This window comes from Methylomonas paludis (genome assembly GCF_018734325.1).
In the GTDB taxonomy this organism is placed as follows: Bacteria; Pseudomonadota; Gammaproteobacteria; order Methylococcales; family Methylomonadaceae; genus Methylomonas; species Methylomonas paludis.
In genome coordinates, this window is record NZ_CP073754.1 from 2278685 (window position 1) to 2295375 (window position 16691).

The following is a 16691-nucleotide window of genomic DNA, read 5'->3' on the forward strand; positions in this document are numbered from 1 at the left end:
ACTGATATTTCCCTTAAAAAACAGATTCATAATGCCGGTTTTTATGGCCTTTCATGACGCTAATGTCATAGCCATCCAAAAGCCAATTCAACTGCTGACCGGTTAACGTTAACAGTGCCTCATCACCCTTCGGCCACTTGAACTTATCCTCGACCAAAGCCTTGTAATAAAGGACAAAGCCCGTGTTTTCCCAGAACAAACATTTGATTTTAGTTCGCTGCTGATTGGTGAACGCATACAGCCCACCATCAAACGGATTATGGCCGAGCTCACACTCAATAATCGCCGCCAGGCCACGATGGGATTTGCGAAAATCAATGGCTTGCCGGTAAAGATAGACCTCTGTCAGTTCCAAGGCGGGGCGCATGATATAAGTCACCGCAATACCTCAAGCAAGGGTTTAATCAAAGCCAGATTAGTCTGCGTAATCCCGGTCAACCGGATGCCATCCCGAAAGCACAAGGACAAGCCCGGCGAGGAAGGTGTGGCGACAGGTGCCGCTACTTGCACTCGGGCAAAGCCGCTTTTTGGATCAGGCGAAATCGGTTCGCACTCTGCCAGGAACTTGCGCTTCCAATAACTAAATCGATGGACAAGTAGCGCTTGCTGGCGGCAGTAACTGGCTTGAGATAACCCGGAGGTGTGCCATTGCTCGATATGGCGTTGCCAGAATTCGTGATCGGTATTGCTTTCGGTTGATGCCATCGTAAATCCCAAGTTTATAGCGTGGGGATAGTCTGACAGGGCCCATAAGGGTTGTGAATTACGCGGATAATTGAGCGCTTACACTAACTCAGTGGCAAGCGCTTCATTTAAAAGCCTGATGACTTCTTTACGGTCCGCCGAGTAGCCTTTAGTGACGGCGCCGTTCTCAATATTATGGCGGGCGTGCTTGCGCAAGGCCTTAATGTTCGATAGAACCGATTCATTATCTTTGGACATTTCGTTTGTAGACGTATTCATTTTTTTACCTGTGGTGTTTTGCAATTGATGGGCTTATTTACTGACAGAAAAATCGAAGTCCCGCTTTTAGTATTTCTAGCGGCAAGGCGATCAAAGCCCAACACTGCGGATTTACTGTGATTTATGATGCAAGCTAATATAGAGTAATGACCATCCGGCAAAGATCAGGTTAATGCCTAATAGTAAACCCGGTATCCATACTGCAGTTCCAGGCCAACCAGCCCAAACGATAATAGCCAAAAACAAAGATGTTAGACCGCTAAAAATTGTCCAGCCCCAACGCGCCAGTGGACGCAGCATGACAGCCAAAGAAACTTTTGCCAGACCATCCATAGCGAAAAATATGCTGAGTAACAGGGTTAAGGTCATTCTGCCTTCCGTGGGATCCGCCACCAGGAAATAACCGATTATAATTTGTAAAACGCCGGAAAATAGCCATAAACCAAACCCTGGCATATTGCTGATACTAATAACTCTGACGGTTTGAAATACTCCGCACACCAACAACAGCCAACCCAGAAACAGGGTAATACCTAAAGTAAAAACGCTGGGAACGATAATGGCAGTTGTTCCCATGGTGATCAAAAACAGGCCTTCCGCTGCAAACCATTTCCAATGCTGTTGCAAATAACTGAGCACTTGAAGTTGTAGCGGCCTGATCCCGCCACTGGATTTAAATTGTGCATTTATATTCATGACTAAACATTTTCCGGATTAAATTAAAACCATTAAGTTATTTCAAACAATGTTGGTTTTGCTACTTTTAGCCATGAGGGTGGATGATTTTATTTTTAAACGTCGACAGGGCATTTTTAATTTTTTGCCATTCACCTTTAAATCCTGCAGTGCCTATCGATTTTTTTAAGGTGTCCATTTCGTTGTAAAGTGGTTCAAAATCTTTTTTAATACCGTAACCTAAGGCTTCTGCCACATTGATATCCTGGTTTGTTTCTATGACCAACTGGGAAATCTTATCTTTGTTTTCTTGCTTGGATAAGTCTTCCTTATGTTCAATTTGAAACGCCTGATTTAATTTATCTTCCGCCCTAAAAATTGAAAGCGGTGTGATATCTTGTTCGTAAACCAAGGTATCAAGTGCTTTAATTAATTCCCGTTTGGCTTCGGAAAGATTTCCTGCCGCTATCAACGGCACCACTTGATCAATGGTGGCAAGGTAGGTTCCCAGCGGCAGAGAGGCCACCGTCACCCGAATTTCATCAACTAAACTATCGAGTATGGGCCGGGCATCCTGAAACTTTTCATCATTAATTAAACCGGATAATTGATTTTTCAAGCTTTTGATTACTTTCAAATCGGTAGGCCCTTCCAAGACCTGGACTTGAATATCAATGGGAACCAGCTCTAAAGCCGGTTCACGAGCTAACAGTAAATGTAAATCGCCGGAAGCGACTTGTAATGCCGCCAGGGCTTCTTTGGGCTGGTTATTTGCCAGAGCTTTTAGTGCGGTTTGCGTAGCAATTGCCGCATCGACTGCTTCTTTGGCGAGTTGCTTTCCGGTCGAGCTATCTTTGATACTGGTCGTCAGATCGGGAGTCGCTGCGGTTGCGGCCGGCGGATTTTTTGCCGCATCTACCGCAAAGGCCGTTAACGGCAGAGATAAAATCAAAGGCATCACTGTAGACCCAATAACGGCCCTGATTTTTAACTTTTGAATTTTCATTATCATTTCCATATTTTGTGAGATTTATTGAACCAAGCCAATCACGGCGGCAATTAACAGCACAGAAGCCGTAACGCTTACACCGATCTACCTATGGCTAACGGTTTACAAAATAAGTTAATCGCTAGAATTTATCAGTGCATTAACGAACATAGCGTGAATGAAACGCCCCAATGCACCAAGTCTCTGTCTATTGCTGACGCCTTAAAATCGCAGTAAACCTTACAGCTTTGCAATAATTATTGATTTCACCTCGGGGCTTACTGCCCGCAAACCTTGCTAAGGCTTTGATTAATATGCTGAGCGAGCCATTTAATCGATGTTCGTTGCCGCACAGACCTATTTTGGTTTTGTGAGTATTGTTTTTAAAGCGCAAATGAAAAACCGAATCAACAGCGACAAAAATATCCCTGTCTAAATAAGCAGCTTAGTGCTGGTAGTGTGTTTTCCCTCATTACACTGACTGCTGTACCCAGACCCACTGAAATTTAAATTAGGACGGTTTTATGAGCAAAAAACCTCGCGTAAGCCACCCTATATACAGTTATTTACCCATGGAAATCGATGGCGTTGATTCCTTGGCTGAGCTGGCGCTGGATATGCGTTGGTCGTGGAATCATGCAACCGATGGCGTATGGCGGATGCTTGATCCTGAGCTGTGGGAAATTACCCAAAATCCGTGGGTCGTTTTGCAGACAGTATCGCGTGACCGTATTGAGTGCGTATTGGCCGATACCGCTTTTCGCAAACATGTTGATGCGTTGGTTCATACCAAGCGGCAATTACTGGAGGCGCCTGCGTGGTTTCAAAAGCAGCATTCACAGAGTGCCCTGAACTGTGTCGCCTATTTCAGTATGGAATATATGCTGAGCGAAGCTTTGCCGATCTATTCCGGTGGGCTGGGAAATGTAGCCGGCGACCAACTTAAAGCCGCCAGCGATCTGGGTATACCGGTAGTCGGCGTGGGATTACTGTACCAGCAAGGCTATTTTCGCCAATTGATCGATAAGGACGGTATACAACAGGCTCTCTACCCCTATAACGACCCAGGACAGTTGCCGATCATGCCTTTGCGACAAGAAAACGGCGAATGGTTACGATTGGAGATTGCCTTACCCGGTTACACGGTATGGCTACGCGCCTGGCAAGTACAGGTCGGCAGAGTGAAACTTTATCTGCTGGACAGTAATGATGCAGTGAACTATCCAGAGCACCGAGGGATTACCAGCGAGTTGTATGGCGGCGGATCGGAGTTACGCCTCAAACAGGAAATGCTGCTTGGACTCGGCGGCTGGCGATTGCTGGTTGCGTTGGGTCTCCGTCCGGAAGTCTGTCATCTGAATGAAGGCCATGCCGCCTTTGCAGTATTGGAACGCGCTCGCAGTTACATGCAAGAGACAGCTCAGTGTTTCGAAGTAGCATTGGCGATCACCCGTGCCGGGAATCTTTTCACTACTCACACGGCTGTAGCGGCCGGTTTTGATCGTTTCGCACCACCACTTATTGAGCAATATCTCGGTGCATATGCTAAGCAGAAGCTCGGCATCACAGTCCATGATTTATTGGCCATGGGCCGCCAAAACCCGAACGACTTGTCGGAGCCTTTCAACATGGCCTATCTGGCAATCCGGGGAAGTGGGGCCGTAAACGGCGTTAGCCGTTTGCATGGCGAAGTCAGCCGACGCCTGTTTGAACCGCTGTTTCCAGGTTGGCCGCAGGATGAAATCCCGGTTGGATACGTAACAAACGGCGTCCATATGCCAACTTGGGACTCGGCAGCTGCCGATGATCTTTGGACGGAAGTTTGTGGCAAAGATCGCTGGCTGGGGTCGGCGAAAAACCTGGAACAAGACATTCGCCATATCTGCGATGCCAGACTCTGGCAATTTCGCAACGAAGCTAGTCAGTCTCTGGTTGATTTCACTCGCAAACGTTTATCCCGACAACTATCAGCCTGTGGATCAACGGCAGAGGCGATTGCCGAAGCCAAGCAACTATTTAATCCAAAAACCTTGACACTGGGTTTTGCGCGGCGCTTCGCAACTTACAAGAGGCCTAATCTGCTGCTGTATGACCCGGATCGCTTATTACGCCTGTTAACCAATACCCAACGGCCAGTGCAACTAATTTTGGCAGGCAAGGCCCACCCGGCTGACCAAGCCGGACAGGCTCTAATTCAGCAATGGGTGCATTTTATCAGCAGGCCAGAAGCTCGCGCGCATGTGATCTTTCTGAGCGATTACGACATGCAGTTAACCGGAGAATTAGTACAAGGAATCGACGTCTGGCTGAACACGCCACTAAGACCCTGGGAAGCATGCGGCACCAGTGGCATGAAAGTGCTGGTCAATGGCGGCATCAACTTGTCGGAACTGGATGGCTGGTGGGCAGAAGCCTATAAACCTGAAGTGGGCTGGGCATTAGGGGATGGATTAGAACATGGCGACGATGCTTTTTTGGAGGCCGCCGATGCCAACGCGCTTTACGATCTGTTGGAACGGGAAGTGATTCCAGAGTTTTATGACCGGGATGAAACTAATATCCCCAACCGATGGCTTAGCAGAATGCGGGAAAGCATGGCGAGGTTAACACCGCGTTTTTCTGCGAATCGTGCGGTGTGCGAATACACAGAACAACATTACCTGCCGGCGGCTGCAGCCTATAACTTGCGAATTGCCGATAAAGGCGCAATCGGTAAACAAATAGCTGAATGGCAGCAGCATCTGGAACAAAAATGGACCACTCTGCACTTCGGCAAGATGAAAATTGAAACGCACGGCGAACAACACCTATTTGAAATTCAGGTCTATCTCAATGATCTTGATCCCGTTGCGGTGCGGGTGGAGTTATATGCCGAAGGCGTTGCAGGCGGGACTCCAATACGCTTGGAAATGAAGCAAGTTGGTCTACCGGTCGACACTTTGTCCAGCTATTACCTATACAGCACAACCGTTTCAGCGACTCGCTCGCCCACCAACTATACGGTGCGCCTTATCCCACACCACGATGACGTGGCGGTTCCACAGGAGGCCCGGCTAATCCTCTGGCAGCGGTGATCCGTTTTAAAAGGTTTAGGAATCCAAGAGTTACCGAAAAACGTCATCGGGAATTGAAATCCATCCGTAAACGGCTCTGATATCCAGATGATTTCAAATGACGAACACAACACCAAACCACAAATAGCTGAAAAAACATGGATATAAGTACGGTCATAGTCAAAATCTAGTCTGCGCATACAAGCCTGTTCTTCGCTCTATGATAGACACCATGACCAACGCTAAAGAATCTACAGATATAGCCAGCAGAGTTGCCATGGCAATTTAATGACACCTTGGCAGATTTGTGCGCTGACGAACAGACTGATTTACCTGGAAGGGAAATAATGGCTCTACAGATAAATCCGCCTCATTGTGTCTCGAAAGGAATTATTGAATCTGCGTGGTCTGTCGTTGACAACATATAGACTGTCCCAGCACAAAATTCAGCCGTTAATTGTTCTGAAGGAAAAATACTATGTCTGATGACAAACCTCTTATTGACGATAAATCTTTTACTGTTAAGGTTCCTAACCGTGCAGTTGAACTTTTAAAAGAATTCAAGACTGAAGAAATCATATTTTTCATGATAATTCTGCTTTCGGTTATCGGTGTAGGCATTACCGACTACGCACCTATGGAAAGCTGGGCTTATTGGATGTTTATGGTTACGGCATTGGCTGCCTCTGCGGTGGTGATAGAAAAGACCTTGTTACACCGAAAAGACGTTAGCTTTACCAAATTATGGGTAACACAGTTGTTGCATTGGGGGGCGACGCTAATTGTGATTATTCTCAGCTTTGCTTTCGTTAAAACCGGCCGCATGACTTACGAGGGTTCTGGTCTGGTTATTCTGCTTATACTGTCATTGTCGACCTTTCTGGATGGATTTCACGTCGGTTGGCGTTTTTATCTTGCCGGTATTTTCTTAGCCATTACTTCCATTTTGGCGGCTTTCGTCGAAGAGTACATGTGGATTTTACTAGTCATCGCAATTGCCAGCATTGTGTTCTCCACTTATTTGGAAAAATATCTGACTGCAAAAGAAAATGAAATCCAGGAATCTTAGAAGACGTTAAGAAGTAACGAAAATGGAATCATACCGCATAGAGCTTTTTTTCATTGCCCTGGCTGCTGCTCTGGCGCCATTTTTGGCTCAACTGCCGAATCGCTTTCGGCTGCCGATAGTTGCCGTTGAATTGTTATTGGGTATTTTTATTGGCCCTCATATCCTTAATCTGGTGAATGCGGATGGTTTGGTGGGGACAATGGGTGAATTGGGTTTAACCTTTTTACTGTTCATGGTCGGACTGGAAATCAACTTTAATGAAATCCGGGGAAAACCGTTAGCATTAGCCGTTGGCGGTTGGTTTTTATCGTTGACAGTAGCAATGGTCTTTATGTTCATTGCGAATTCGCTAGGCTTGATAAAAACCCCGTTATTAGCGGCTGTGGCCTTATCAACTACTGCCCTCGGTGTTCTGGCCCCCATTCTGCGTGATAAAGGGATTCTGGAAACCAAGTTTGGTAAACTACTACTTTCCGCCGCCGCGATAGGCGAACTCGGCCCGCTAGTGGCGATTTCTTTCCTGATTATCCCCGAACATTCGCCAGTATTACATACGCTGTTTATGATCATTTTTGCAGGAATAATTTTGCTCTCGGCCTACACGGCAACTCAGGTTCGATCTTCAAAAATCATTGATTTGCTAGCACAAACCATGCAAAGCAGCGGTCAATTACCCGTGAGAATTTGTATCGTTTTACAGACGCTATTGGTGGTGCTTGCCGCAGAATTTGGCTTCAACGTTGTGATCGGCGCATTTGCTGCCGGCATGGTGGTGAGCCTCGCTTCCACGGGTGAAGGTGGCGCGATGCTTCGGCAAAAGCTTGATGCGATTGGTTACGGATTCCTGATCCCATTTTTTTTCATCGTAGCCGGTATGAAGTTTGATCTTAGCGCGTTATGGGCTTCGCCTTTAGTTCCAGTGCAAATTATCTGTCTATTAGTTCTTTTGATTTTGGTTAGGGGGGCACCGGTTTTACTATACAATCGAGTTCTTTGTGCAAATCATAAATTGCCATTTGCTCTTTATTCTGCCACGGGGTTACCTTTAATCGTTATCATTACAGAACTTGGAATTTCTTCTGGACTTATGGCGGCCGATAAAGGCGCAGTGCTGGTTTGTACAGGCATGATTTCTGTATTTCTATTCCCCATTCTTGCAGAAAACTTATTGCCGAAGAATAATGATAAGCTTTGAATAATTGCAGCGCTGGAAATTAGTGAGTTTAATTCAAAATTTGAGTTGTAATTTGCCGAGATCATAATGGCGATCTGTCTATCATTGGGTTATCTGAGGCTCAGCCATACAAAACAGTGATTATTAATTGTGGGCTACCGTCCGAGAATAAACTGCCTTAAGCCCTTCAATATTCAGAAAATCCTGTGTATTCTTTGTTGCCAATATCTAACTCATGCAGGATAGCGCTAAAACGCGCATACCTTTAATTTAATCTTAGAAACAAGATACGGAAGCATACAGATGCATTTTGTTGATGAATCAATGGTTGCCAGCGTTCTGTGTATGCAGGATCTGATTCCAGTGATGCGCCAGACCATGATTGATTTCTCACAAGGTCGCATTGCTCAGCCGCCCCGCCAAATGTCTGCCGTTCAATCGCACGATGGCTTTTTTGGGAGCATGCCGGCAACCAGTGCCCATGCTTTGGGTGCCAAGCTCGTGACATTCTACCCTGATAATGCCGAGAAAAATCTTCCTGCCGTTATGGCAATGATAGTGCTGTTTAGGCCGGAAACCGGTGAGCCATTGGTTATGCTTGATGGGCGCTTAATTACCGAGATGCGAACTGCTGCTGTCTCGGCGGCCTATATCGACGCTGTTGCGGCAGCCAAGGTAAATACTCTCGCCGTTTTGGGGGCAGGTGCGCAAGGCAGGCGGCATATTGAAGCTTTATCACATGTACGCCAGTTTAAAGATATCCGCATTTGGAGTCGCACGCTACGGCAGGCAGAAGAACTTGCTACCCACGTTGGTGGCCGGGTGATGTCGCGCGAAGCAGTGGTGCGGGATGCGGATGTGGTTGTCGTGGCGACATCCGCAACCGAACCGGTGCTGGAAGGAAAATGGCTGCGCCCTGGTGCGAAAGTTGTGACCGTCGGTTGGGCGGGTGCCGACAGCGCAGAGGTTGATGGGGCAACGATGGCAAATGTGATTATTGTAGACTCTCGGGAAGGCACGTTGGCAGAATCAGGCAATATACGCCGCTTCAACGCCCAAATTTATGCCGAACTGGGCGAAATCCTCGACGGAACCCGACGATTAAACCCAGAGGCTACCGTTGTCTTCGATTCAATCGGCATGGCTTGCGAGGACATAGCTGCGGCAACGCTGGTGTACGAAAAACTGCAGGGCAAAACTCGATAGGCCTCAGGTATCAGCCGCTAATTGTCACCCCGTGTTAAAAGTGGCTACTTATACTGCATTATTCCGACCAATCTGGATAATTTATGAGCCAAGATCATGTTTAACAAGCTAAATAATTACTCAAAGGTTTTGCCACTCTGGAGTTTGCTGCTTTATTTAATTGGATTTTCGGCTCATTCCGCTACTCTGTCATTCTTAGACAATGGTCATCTGGTGAAAACAATGGCAATCGAAGAACTGGTACGAGGCAGCGAATTAATAACATTAGCTGTCAATAATCCGACCGATTCGATAAGCAAAAATTATCAGGGCTTTGGGTTAAATTTGCTATTGAATGCGGTTTTCAATTCAGAATGGCAAGGCCGCGATGCCATTAAATTTACCGCCTTGGACGGGTATCAGTCCATTATACCTGTGCAAGCGATTATCAAGCACCAGGGCTTGATTGCCATAGGTGAAAATGGTGTAAGCAGGTTTACGCCGCTGCTGCGAAAAAATACCGAAACTGTCGATCCGGGGCCGTTTTATCTGGTCTGGGAAAATATCCAGGATAACGCTGCCCAAACAGATCCCTGGCTGAGTTGGCCCTGGCAGTTGACGTCTATTGAATTAACTTCGTTCGAGCGGGAATATCCGCAGTCGACACCACCGGCCTCCAGCCCTGAATCCGTTAAAAATGGCTTTTTAGGATTTCGACAACATTGTATGAAATGTCATGCCATTAATGGTAACGGCGGCACGATGGGGCCGGAACTCAATTATCCAGTCAGCGTTACCGAGTATTGGCAGCCGGCATGGCTTACTAAATTTATAGCCGATCCGCAAAGCGTGCGGGCTAATAGCAAGATGATAGCATTTGAGGGCAATTCCGATCACCGCGAGGCACTGATTGCAGATATTATCGAATATTTAAAAGTGATGGCAAGCAGTAAACCGTTGCATCGCGAATAGGTTTTGCCAGTATTGGCTCTGCAAAACCTGTAGACTGAAGGTTAAGCACATCAAAATACTTTACCCCGAAATTTTCCGACTAAGCCGACACCCAGCAACGCTACTAATGCACTCCACAATAAGCCAGGCATCAAGTCGAAATGACGCTGATAAAAAGTTGCCTGCGGTTTAGTTTGATAAGGGATGGCATAAATACCCGCCCAACTGGTATCCAGTGGGGATAAGCTTAAAACATCACCGTTTGCCAAGGATACTGTCGAAATCCCGGTATTGGTGGCGCGTATAATCGGACGCCTGAATTCTATACCACGGGCCAGTGTCATATATAAATGTTGATACGGTTCCTGCCAGTTGCCATACCAGGAATCATTGGTGGCATTAACCATAAATTGCGCCCCCAGATCGGCCAGTCCTTTGGAAAACTCTGGAAACAAACTTTCATAACAAACTTGCGGCCCTATTGCATAACCATTAATGCTTAATAACACCGTTGGCCCTGGGCCACGACCAAAATGCGCCACCATGGGAAACAGGTTTCTCAACCAGGGAAATGTCTGTTCACCGGGGATATACTCGCCCAAAGCCAGCAGATTGGTTTTACTGTAATGAGGTTCGGTTACTATACCCTGCTTATCGATTGCAAATAGCGAGTTGGTAATTAAACCGGATTGCTGATCCTTGGCATAAGCCCCGGTAATCAAGGCGATTTGCCGAGATTGCAAAAATCGCTGAACCGCCAGTGCATATTCTGACTGGTTATAATCGCCGCCCAATCGACCCGGAAAAGCGGTTTCCGACCACATGGCAAAATCAATGTGGGGATTTTGCACCAGACCTTGATCGGTTACCTGCAGGTATTTTTTTAAAATCTCAGCTCTAAAGCCTTTGCCATGTTCCATGGCTTCTTTTTCAACATTGCCGATATTGGCCTGAACCAACAATGCTGTTACAGAGGCATCGGGAATCGGCAGTCGATTTTTTAAGCAGATGCCACCGCCATTCAAGATCAGAAAAACGATCAGCACGCTGGCCAGGCCAAGTTTGCCGGTGAGTTGGCTGCGTTGCCGCCAAGCCAGCAAAACCGCCAAATTGGTGAGAATGGTCAACATGCTCAAACCGGTAAATCCGATAAATTCAGCCCATTGGTATATAGGCAATCCGGCACCATACCAGCTATAGCCAAAATTCCATTTGAATAACATTGGGGTATAGAGTTCGGTTAAAGCCGTCAATACAGCCATCAAACCAAACGATAAACCAGCAGAACCGAGGCAATACTTGCGACTCCAGAACCACAATATCCCGGCAACCGGCACAAACAGATGACCCAGCAGCCCAAACAAAATCATACCCAGGCCCGATACCAACCAGTTGACTTTGGCAAATTCATGCAGGGTATAAGTCACCCAGTTGAAACCGATCAAAGTATAGATAAAGCTGGTCAGCACCCCACTTAACAGCACGGATTTTAGTTTATGCTGCTCTTGCCAAAACAGCCACAAGGGCACAAAGCAGAATAAGGATGCCCAGGGCGGAAAAGGGATATAACTGGTGCCGATAAAGATTCCGGACCAAATCGGCAACAGCCATTGAGAGTTTTTAGTCCGCCACAAACGGTTCATGCTCAGTTGTCTCACGCTAAGATACAAAACCTAATTGTACCTGATTGCTTAAGCCGGCAATCCTGAAGCGTGAGGACAAACTTTACCAATTTAAACCAGCACTCGTTCGATACCACCATTAGTGACTTGTTTGACATAGCTTTTCATCCAGTTTTCACCGAGTATGTGTCTGGCCATTTCCACGACAATGTAATCCACTTCCAGTTGTTCCACTTCATCGCCATAGCGTTGCAAGCCTTGCACACAGGATGGGCAAGAGGTGAGCATTTTCACCGGCCCATCGTAACCACCGGCCTTGAGTTTGGCGGTATTTTCCTGAAGTTCTGATGACTTGCGGTAGCGTATCTGGGTGGATATATCCGGACGGGCCACCGCCAGGGTACCGGATTCCCCGCAGCAGCGATCAGATTTTATAACGGTACTGCCGACCAGTTCGCTGACGGTTTTAATGGCATCCTGCTGTTTTAACGGGCTGTGACAAGGATCATGGTATACATAAGGTACTCCGTTCAAACCGGACAGTTTAATGCCTTTTTCCAGCAGATATTCATGGATGTCTATCAAGCGACAGCCGGGGAAAATTTTGTCAAACTCGTAATCGGCCAATTGGTCGAGACAGGTACCGCAACTAACCACTACGGTTTTGATATCCAAATAATTCAAGGTATTGGCCACCCGGTGAAACAGCACACGGTTGTCTGTGGTAATTTTCTGGGCGCTGTCGAATTGGCCGGCGGCGCGCTGTGGATATCCGCAGCACAAATAACCGGGCGGCAGCACGGTTTGCACACCAATGTCATACAGCATGGCCTGGGTGGCCAGACCTACCTGAGAAAACAAGCGCTCTGAACCACAACCGGGGAAATAAAATACCGCTTCCGAATCAGTGCGGGTTTTATGACGATCGCGGATAATCGGTACGATATGATCATCTTCTATATCCAGCAAGGCTCTAGCGGTTTTGCTGGGCAATTTGCCTGGCATTTTGCGGTTGGTAAAATGGATCACTTGCTCGCGCAACGGGCCTTTACCAGTAGTGGATGGCGGTTGTTTGAGCTGCGCCCTCCCCCAGGGTTTTAATAACACATTGGCCAGTCTTTGCGCTTTGTATGCCCATTCGATCATGGTCATGCGCATAAACTTGACGGTATTGGGGTGGCTGGTGGTTAAAAAGGCAATCGCCGCCGTTTTTACCGGGTTAAAGCTTTGTTTGCCCATTTTGCGCAACAGATTGCGCATATTCATGGACACATCGCCAAAATCAATATCGACCGGACAAGGATTGAAGCATTTGTGGCAGACTGTGCAATGGTCGGCCACATCTTCAAATTCGTTCCAGTGGGTGATGGAAATGCCACGCCGGGTTTGCTCTTCGTATAAAAATGCTTCGATCAACAGCGAAGTCGCCAGAATTTTATTCCGTGGTGAGTACAGCAAATTAGCTTTGGGCACATGGGTTGAACAGACCGGTTTACATTTACCGCAGCGTAAGCAGTCTTTAACGGATTCCGAGATGGCACCGATATCGCTTTGTTGCAAAATCAGTGATTCAAAGCCCATCAAGCTAAACGAGGTGGTGTAAGCCGCACGCAGGTCACCGCCCGGCATCAGTTTGCCGCTATTAAAACGGCCTTCCGGATCGACACGCTGTTTGTAGTCGTGGAAACCGGCTAGTTCCTGTGCGGTTAAAAACTCGTATTTGGTAATGCCTATACCGTGTTCGCCGGAAATCACCCCATCTAGTGACCGCGCCAACGCCATAATACGGGCTACTGCCGCATTGGCTTCGCCGAGCATGGCGTAATCGTCGGAATTTACCGGCAGATTGGTGTGGACGTTGCCGTCACCGGCATGCATGTGCAAGGCCACAAACACTCTGCCGCGCAGGATTTGTTTATGCACAGCATCGATACGCTCCAGAATTTGCCGGAAGTTGTCGCCTTCGAAAATCAGCTGCAATTTGGGCAGCAATTCCTGTTTCCAGGAAATGCGCAAGGAATAATCCTGAATGCGATGAAACAATGTGGGCTCAATGGTACGGTTGCTCAGCTCGCCCAGCACTATACCGCGTTCATGCAGCGCCAATTCGGCAGCAGCCAGTGGTAAATCCAGATTATCATAAAGCCATTGCCAGTATTCACGCACCTGGATAACGGCTTCTAGCGCCATATTACGCCGGTCGCCGATTAATTCAGCATGATTGACACTTTCTTCATAGCTGCGTAACGGCAAATCGCCTTGCAAAAATATAATTAACGCATCACACAGGCGCAGTTTGTTGCGGATGGACAGTTCGACATTGATACGTTCGATGCCGTCACAATAATCTCCCATACGCGGTAGCGGGATGACCACATCTTCATTGATTTTAAAGGCGTTGGTGTGTTTCGCTATCGCGGCAGTACGGGCTCGGTCCAGCCAGAATTTTTTGCGGGTGTCCGGGCTGACGGCAATAAAGCCTTCGGCACTACGAGCGTTACACAGCCGAACCACTTCCGAAGCTGCCAGCGCTACCTGGGTTTCATCGTCACCAACGATATCGCCGATCAACACCATTTTCGGGCGGCCGTGGCGTTTGGCTTTGGTGGCATAACCCACGGCTTTGACATAGCGCTCATCCAGATGCTCCAGACCGGCCAGCATCACCCGATCCGGACCCTGTTTGGGTAGGGCTGCCAGATAATCACGAATTTCAACGATGGCGGGTACGGCTTCGCGCACCTGACCAAAAAACTCCAGGCACACGGTGCGGGTATGCGGCGGCATTTTATGCAGTATCCAGTGCGCAGAGGTAATGATGCCGTCACAGCCTTCTTTCTGGATACCGGGCAAGCCGCCCAGGAATTTGTCGGTGACGTCCTTGCCCAACTCGCCTTTGCGGAAAAAGCTGCCGGGGATAATCAAAGGCTGTTCGGACAGTAATTGTTTGCCATCGGCAGCAAAACGGCGCAGCAAAAATTCGGCCTGCTCCTGATCGTGAATTTTGCCGAGATTGTGCTTGATACGCTGTACTTCCAACCAGTTGCCGTCCGGTGTCACCATGCGCCAGGACAATAAATTGTCCAGGGCAGTACCCCACAATACGGCTTTTTTACCGCCGGCGTTCATGGCAATATTACCGCCTATGCAGGAAGCGTCAGCCGAGGTGGGGTCGCAGGCAAACACCAATCCGGCATTTTCGGCCACATCCATCACTCGGCGGGTCACCACGCCGGCACCGGTAAAAATGGTGGCGTAGGGTTCGGCAACCCCAGGCAAGAGTGTCTCAGTTTGTACCGGACTGATTTCCAGTAATTTTTCCGTGTTGATCACTGCCGCATAAGGCGTCAGTGGTACTGCGCCGCCGGTATATCCGGTACCGCCGCCGCGCGGGATAATGGTTAAGCCCAGCTTGATGCAATCTCTTACCAACAAACCGACTTCGGCTTCGGTATTGGGATATAGCACTACAAATGGATATTCAACCCGCCAGTCAGTGGCATCGGTCACATGAGATACCCTGGCAAAGCCATCAAAGCGAATATTATCTTTACGGGTATGTTTTGATAATAAGGCTAAAGATTTACGACGTACTTCTTCGGTGGTTTCAAAAAAATTGGCAAAATCCTGGATGGCCTGGTGGGCGGCGGCTATCAGTTGTGCCACGCGCGGCGCCCGTTCCGATTGCTGGCTTTCCAGTTCAGCCTGGCGTTTTTCCATTTGTTTGAGTCGATGTTTCAAAGCATCCAGCAAGGCTTTGCGGCGTTTGCGGTTATCTAGCAGATCATCTTCCAGATAGGGGTTGCGGCGCACGGCCCAGATATCGCCCAATACTTCGTAAAGCATCCGTGCTGAACGGCCAGTGACCCGCTCGGCACGCAAGGATTCTATGATTTGCCAGTTTTCTTCACCCAATAGCCGAATCACAATTTCCCGGTCTGAGAAAGAGGTGTAGTTGTAAGGAATTTCGCGCAACCGCAGCGGGGCGGTTTCGGCAACTTGAGGCAAAGAGCTTAAATCCACGGGCATTCGAGGTTAGACGTTGGTTAAAATGGGTGGATTGTACCATTCCGGCTAGCGTGAAAATACCTTAAAAGCTTTTGGTATTTATGGCAGGATTTCCTTAGAAGTGACTGGGTTAGTTAATTCCTGGTCAACTAAAAATGGTTCTCGATCAATTTAATCTAAAAAATAGATAAGTGACGATTATTTATTAAGGCTATAGCGGGTAGTCTCGAATTTTTATCAACTCTAGAGAATTATCCCGGCTTTCTGCGTTTTCTTTAACGACATAACAGTTTTGATTATTTTGCATCATAACAGTCAGTCATTTTGTAAAACTGTATTCTGGATTTTATCCTCTGACTGATTCTGTTTTAAAAATACACTGGTGAGTAAAGTATGCACCGTCAGCCACATTAAGTATTGACGCTCATTCCTCTCACTGCATCGCACTGCGATGCAGTTTTTTTACTTATTCATCTGGAGATTTTCATGCCCGTAGTTCAAGCGCCAGCTCACCAAAAAGGCGATTTTTTTGTCGATTATGAAGAAAAAGTCTTCGAAGACGTTAAGGCCCAAGCCGGCCAAAAAGCTTTGGTTAAATTTCATACCGTGGCATTCGAAGGTTCGATTGGCTTTGTTAATCTGTTACAGGCCCTGCGTTTGCAACGCAAAGGCTTTGAAACCTCTATTCTGCTATATGGGCCGGGGGTGACGCTGGGTATTCAACGCGGCTTTCCGCGCCTGGGCGACGAATCGTTTCCCGGACATCAAAATTATGCCAACCAGATTGGCAAATTCATTGAAGAAGGCGGCAAGGTCTACGCCTGCCGGTTTGCTTTACAAGCCTTGTATGGGCACGGTGAACCCAGTTTGTTGCCGGGCATTCGCCCAATCAGCCCACTTGATGTGTTAGATATTGTACTGCTGCATCAACGCGACAACGCTTTCATTCTGGATACCTGGACTTTGTAAGCCACAACCATCGTCAGCCTGTGCCCGGCTTGAT

13 protein-coding genes are annotated in these 16691 nt (G+C 47.6%); 6 read left to right on the forward strand and 7 right to left on the reverse strand.

The genetic code is table 11. The annotated features are described in order from the left end of the window. Window positions 1-13: 13 nt before the first annotated feature. The 5 genes from tnpB to KEF85_RS10275 all read right to left on the reverse strand — a co-directional run bounded on the left by tnpB (window position 14) and on the right by KEF85_RS10275 (window position 2644). Window positions 14-367, reverse strand: a complete 354-nt coding sequence (gene tnpB / locus KEF85_RS10255; RefSeq protein ID WP_215579475.1) for an IS66 family insertion sequence element accessory protein TnpB — start codon at window positions 365-367, stop codon at window positions 14-16. Window positions 368-375: 8 nt separating this feature from the next. Then, window positions 376-705: an IS66 family insertion sequence element accessory protein TnpA gene (gene tnpA / locus KEF85_RS10260; RefSeq protein WP_215579477.1), complete on the reverse strand. Its 330-nt coding sequence runs from the start codon at window positions 703-705 to the stop codon at window positions 376-378. A 78-nt stretch (window positions 706-783) separates the two neighbouring features. Continuing rightward, window positions 784-942: a hypothetical protein gene (locus tag KEF85_RS10265; protein ID WP_215580181.1), complete on the reverse strand. Its 159-nt coding sequence runs from the start codon at window positions 940-942 to the stop codon at window positions 784-786. Window positions 943-1074: 132 nt separating this feature from the next. Then, a complete protein-coding gene (locus tag KEF85_RS10270; RefSeq protein ID WP_215580183.1) occupies window positions 1075-1659 on the reverse strand; it encodes an HdeD family acid-resistance protein in 585 nt (194 codons plus the stop codon). A 67-nt stretch (window positions 1660-1726) separates the two neighbouring features. Further along, window positions 1727-2644, reverse strand: coding sequence for a YfdX family protein (locus KEF85_RS10275; RefSeq protein WP_215580185.1), 918 nt, complete (start codon window positions 2642-2644; stop codon window positions 1727-1729). Window positions 2645-3150: 506 nt separating this feature from the next. Between KEF85_RS10275 and glgP the strand changes: the two genes are divergently transcribed. The 5 genes from glgP to KEF85_RS10300 all read left to right on the forward strand — a co-directional run bounded on the left by glgP (window position 3151) and on the right by KEF85_RS10300 (window position 10079). Next, the gene (glgP, locus tag KEF85_RS10280) at window positions 3151-5700 is read left to right on the forward strand and encodes an alpha-glucan family phosphorylase (protein ID WP_215580187.1); all 2550 of its coding nucleotides are present in this window, start codon (window positions 3151-3153) and stop codon (window positions 5698-5700) included. A 457-nt stretch (window positions 5701-6157) separates the two neighbouring features. After that, window positions 6158-6748 (forward strand): hypothetical protein, encoded by a 591-nt coding sequence (locus tag KEF85_RS10285; RefSeq protein ID WP_215580189.1) that lies wholly within the window; start codon window positions 6158-6160, stop codon window positions 6746-6748. Between the two features lie 22 nt (window positions 6749-6770). Next, window positions 6771-7943, forward strand: a complete 1173-nt coding sequence (locus KEF85_RS10290; RefSeq protein WP_215580191.1) for a cation:proton antiporter — start codon at window positions 6771-6773, stop codon at window positions 7941-7943. Window positions 7944-8225: 282 nt separating this feature from the next. Continuing rightward, complete coding sequence (locus tag KEF85_RS10295; RefSeq protein ID WP_215580193.1) at window positions 8226-9128, forward strand: ornithine cyclodeaminase family protein; 903 nt, start codon at window positions 8226-8228, stop codon at window positions 9126-9128. 222 nt (window positions 9129-9350) lie between these two features. Beyond that, on the forward strand, window positions 9351-10079 hold the full coding sequence (locus KEF85_RS10300; RefSeq protein ID WP_215580195.1) for a c-type cytochrome: 729 nt from the start codon (window positions 9351-9353) through the stop codon (window positions 10077-10079). Window positions 10080-10129: 50 nt separating this feature from the next. Here the strand turns inward: KEF85_RS10300 and lnt are convergent, their stop codons facing one another. Next, window positions 10130-11701, reverse strand: a complete 1572-nt coding sequence (lnt, locus tag KEF85_RS10305; protein ID WP_215580197.1) for an apolipoprotein N-acyltransferase — start codon at window positions 11699-11701, stop codon at window positions 10130-10132. A 90-nt stretch (window positions 11702-11791) separates the two neighbouring features. Further along, window positions 11792-15709, reverse strand: coding sequence for a DUF3683 domain-containing protein (locus KEF85_RS10310; RefSeq protein ID WP_215580199.1), 3918 nt, complete (start codon window positions 15707-15709; stop codon window positions 11792-11794). A gap of 465 nt (window positions 15710-16174) precedes the next feature. On the opposite strand from KEF85_RS10310, the gene KEF85_RS10315 reads away from it, so the two are divergent. Beyond that, window positions 16175-16657 carry an MSMEG_0572/Sll0783 family nitrogen starvation response protein gene (locus KEF85_RS10315; protein WP_215580201.1) on the forward strand — a complete coding sequence of 161 codons (483 nt, stop codon included), beginning with the start codon at window positions 16175-16177 and terminating at the stop codon, window positions 16655-16657. Window positions 16658-16691: the final 34 nt, after the last annotated feature.

Bases quoted from the DNA above. Each gene is read 5' to 3' on its own strand.
- tnpB (WP_215579475.1), bottom strand. From the start codon at position 367: ATGCGCCCCGCCTTGGAACTGACAGAGGTCTATCTTTACCGGCAAGCC.
- tnpA (WP_215579477.1), bottom strand. From the start codon at position 705: ATGGCATCAACCGAAAGCAATACCGATCACGAATTCTGGCAACGCCAT.
- KEF85_RS10265 (WP_215580181.1), bottom strand. From the start codon at position 942: ATGTCCAAAGATAATGAATCGGTTCTATCGAACATTAAGGCCTTGCGC.
- KEF85_RS10270 (WP_215580183.1), bottom strand. From the start codon at position 1,659: ATGAATATAAATGCACAATTTAAATCCAGTGGCGGGATCAGGCCGCTA.
- KEF85_RS10275 (WP_215580185.1), bottom strand. From the start codon at position 2,644: ATGAAAATTCAAAAGTTAAAAATCAGGGCCGTTATTGGGTCTACAGTG.
- glgP (WP_215580187.1), top strand. From the start codon at position 3,151: ATGAGCAAAAAACCTCGCGTAAGCCACCCTATATACAGTTATTTACCC.
- KEF85_RS10285 (WP_215580189.1), top strand. From the start codon at position 6,158: ATGTCTGATGACAAACCTCTTATTGACGATAAATCTTTTACTGTTAAG.
- KEF85_RS10290 (WP_215580191.1), top strand. From the start codon at position 6,771: ATGGAATCATACCGCATAGAGCTTTTTTTCATTGCCCTGGCTGCTGCT.
- KEF85_RS10295 (WP_215580193.1), top strand. From the start codon at position 8,226: ATGCATTTTGTTGATGAATCAATGGTTGCCAGCGTTCTGTGTATGCAG.
- KEF85_RS10300 (WP_215580195.1), top strand. From the start codon at position 9,351: ATGGCAATCGAAGAACTGGTACGAGGCAGCGAATTAATAACATTAGCT.
- lnt (WP_215580197.1), bottom strand. From the start codon at position 11,701: ATGAACCGTTTGTGGCGGACTAAAAACTCTCAATGGCTGTTGCCGATT.
- KEF85_RS10310 (WP_215580199.1), bottom strand. From the start codon at position 15,709: ATGCCCGTGGATTTAAGCTCTTTGCCTCAAGTTGCCGAAACCGCCCCG.
- KEF85_RS10315 (WP_215580201.1), top strand. From the start codon at position 16,175: ATGCCCGTAGTTCAAGCGCCAGCTCACCAAAAAGGCGATTTTTTTGTC.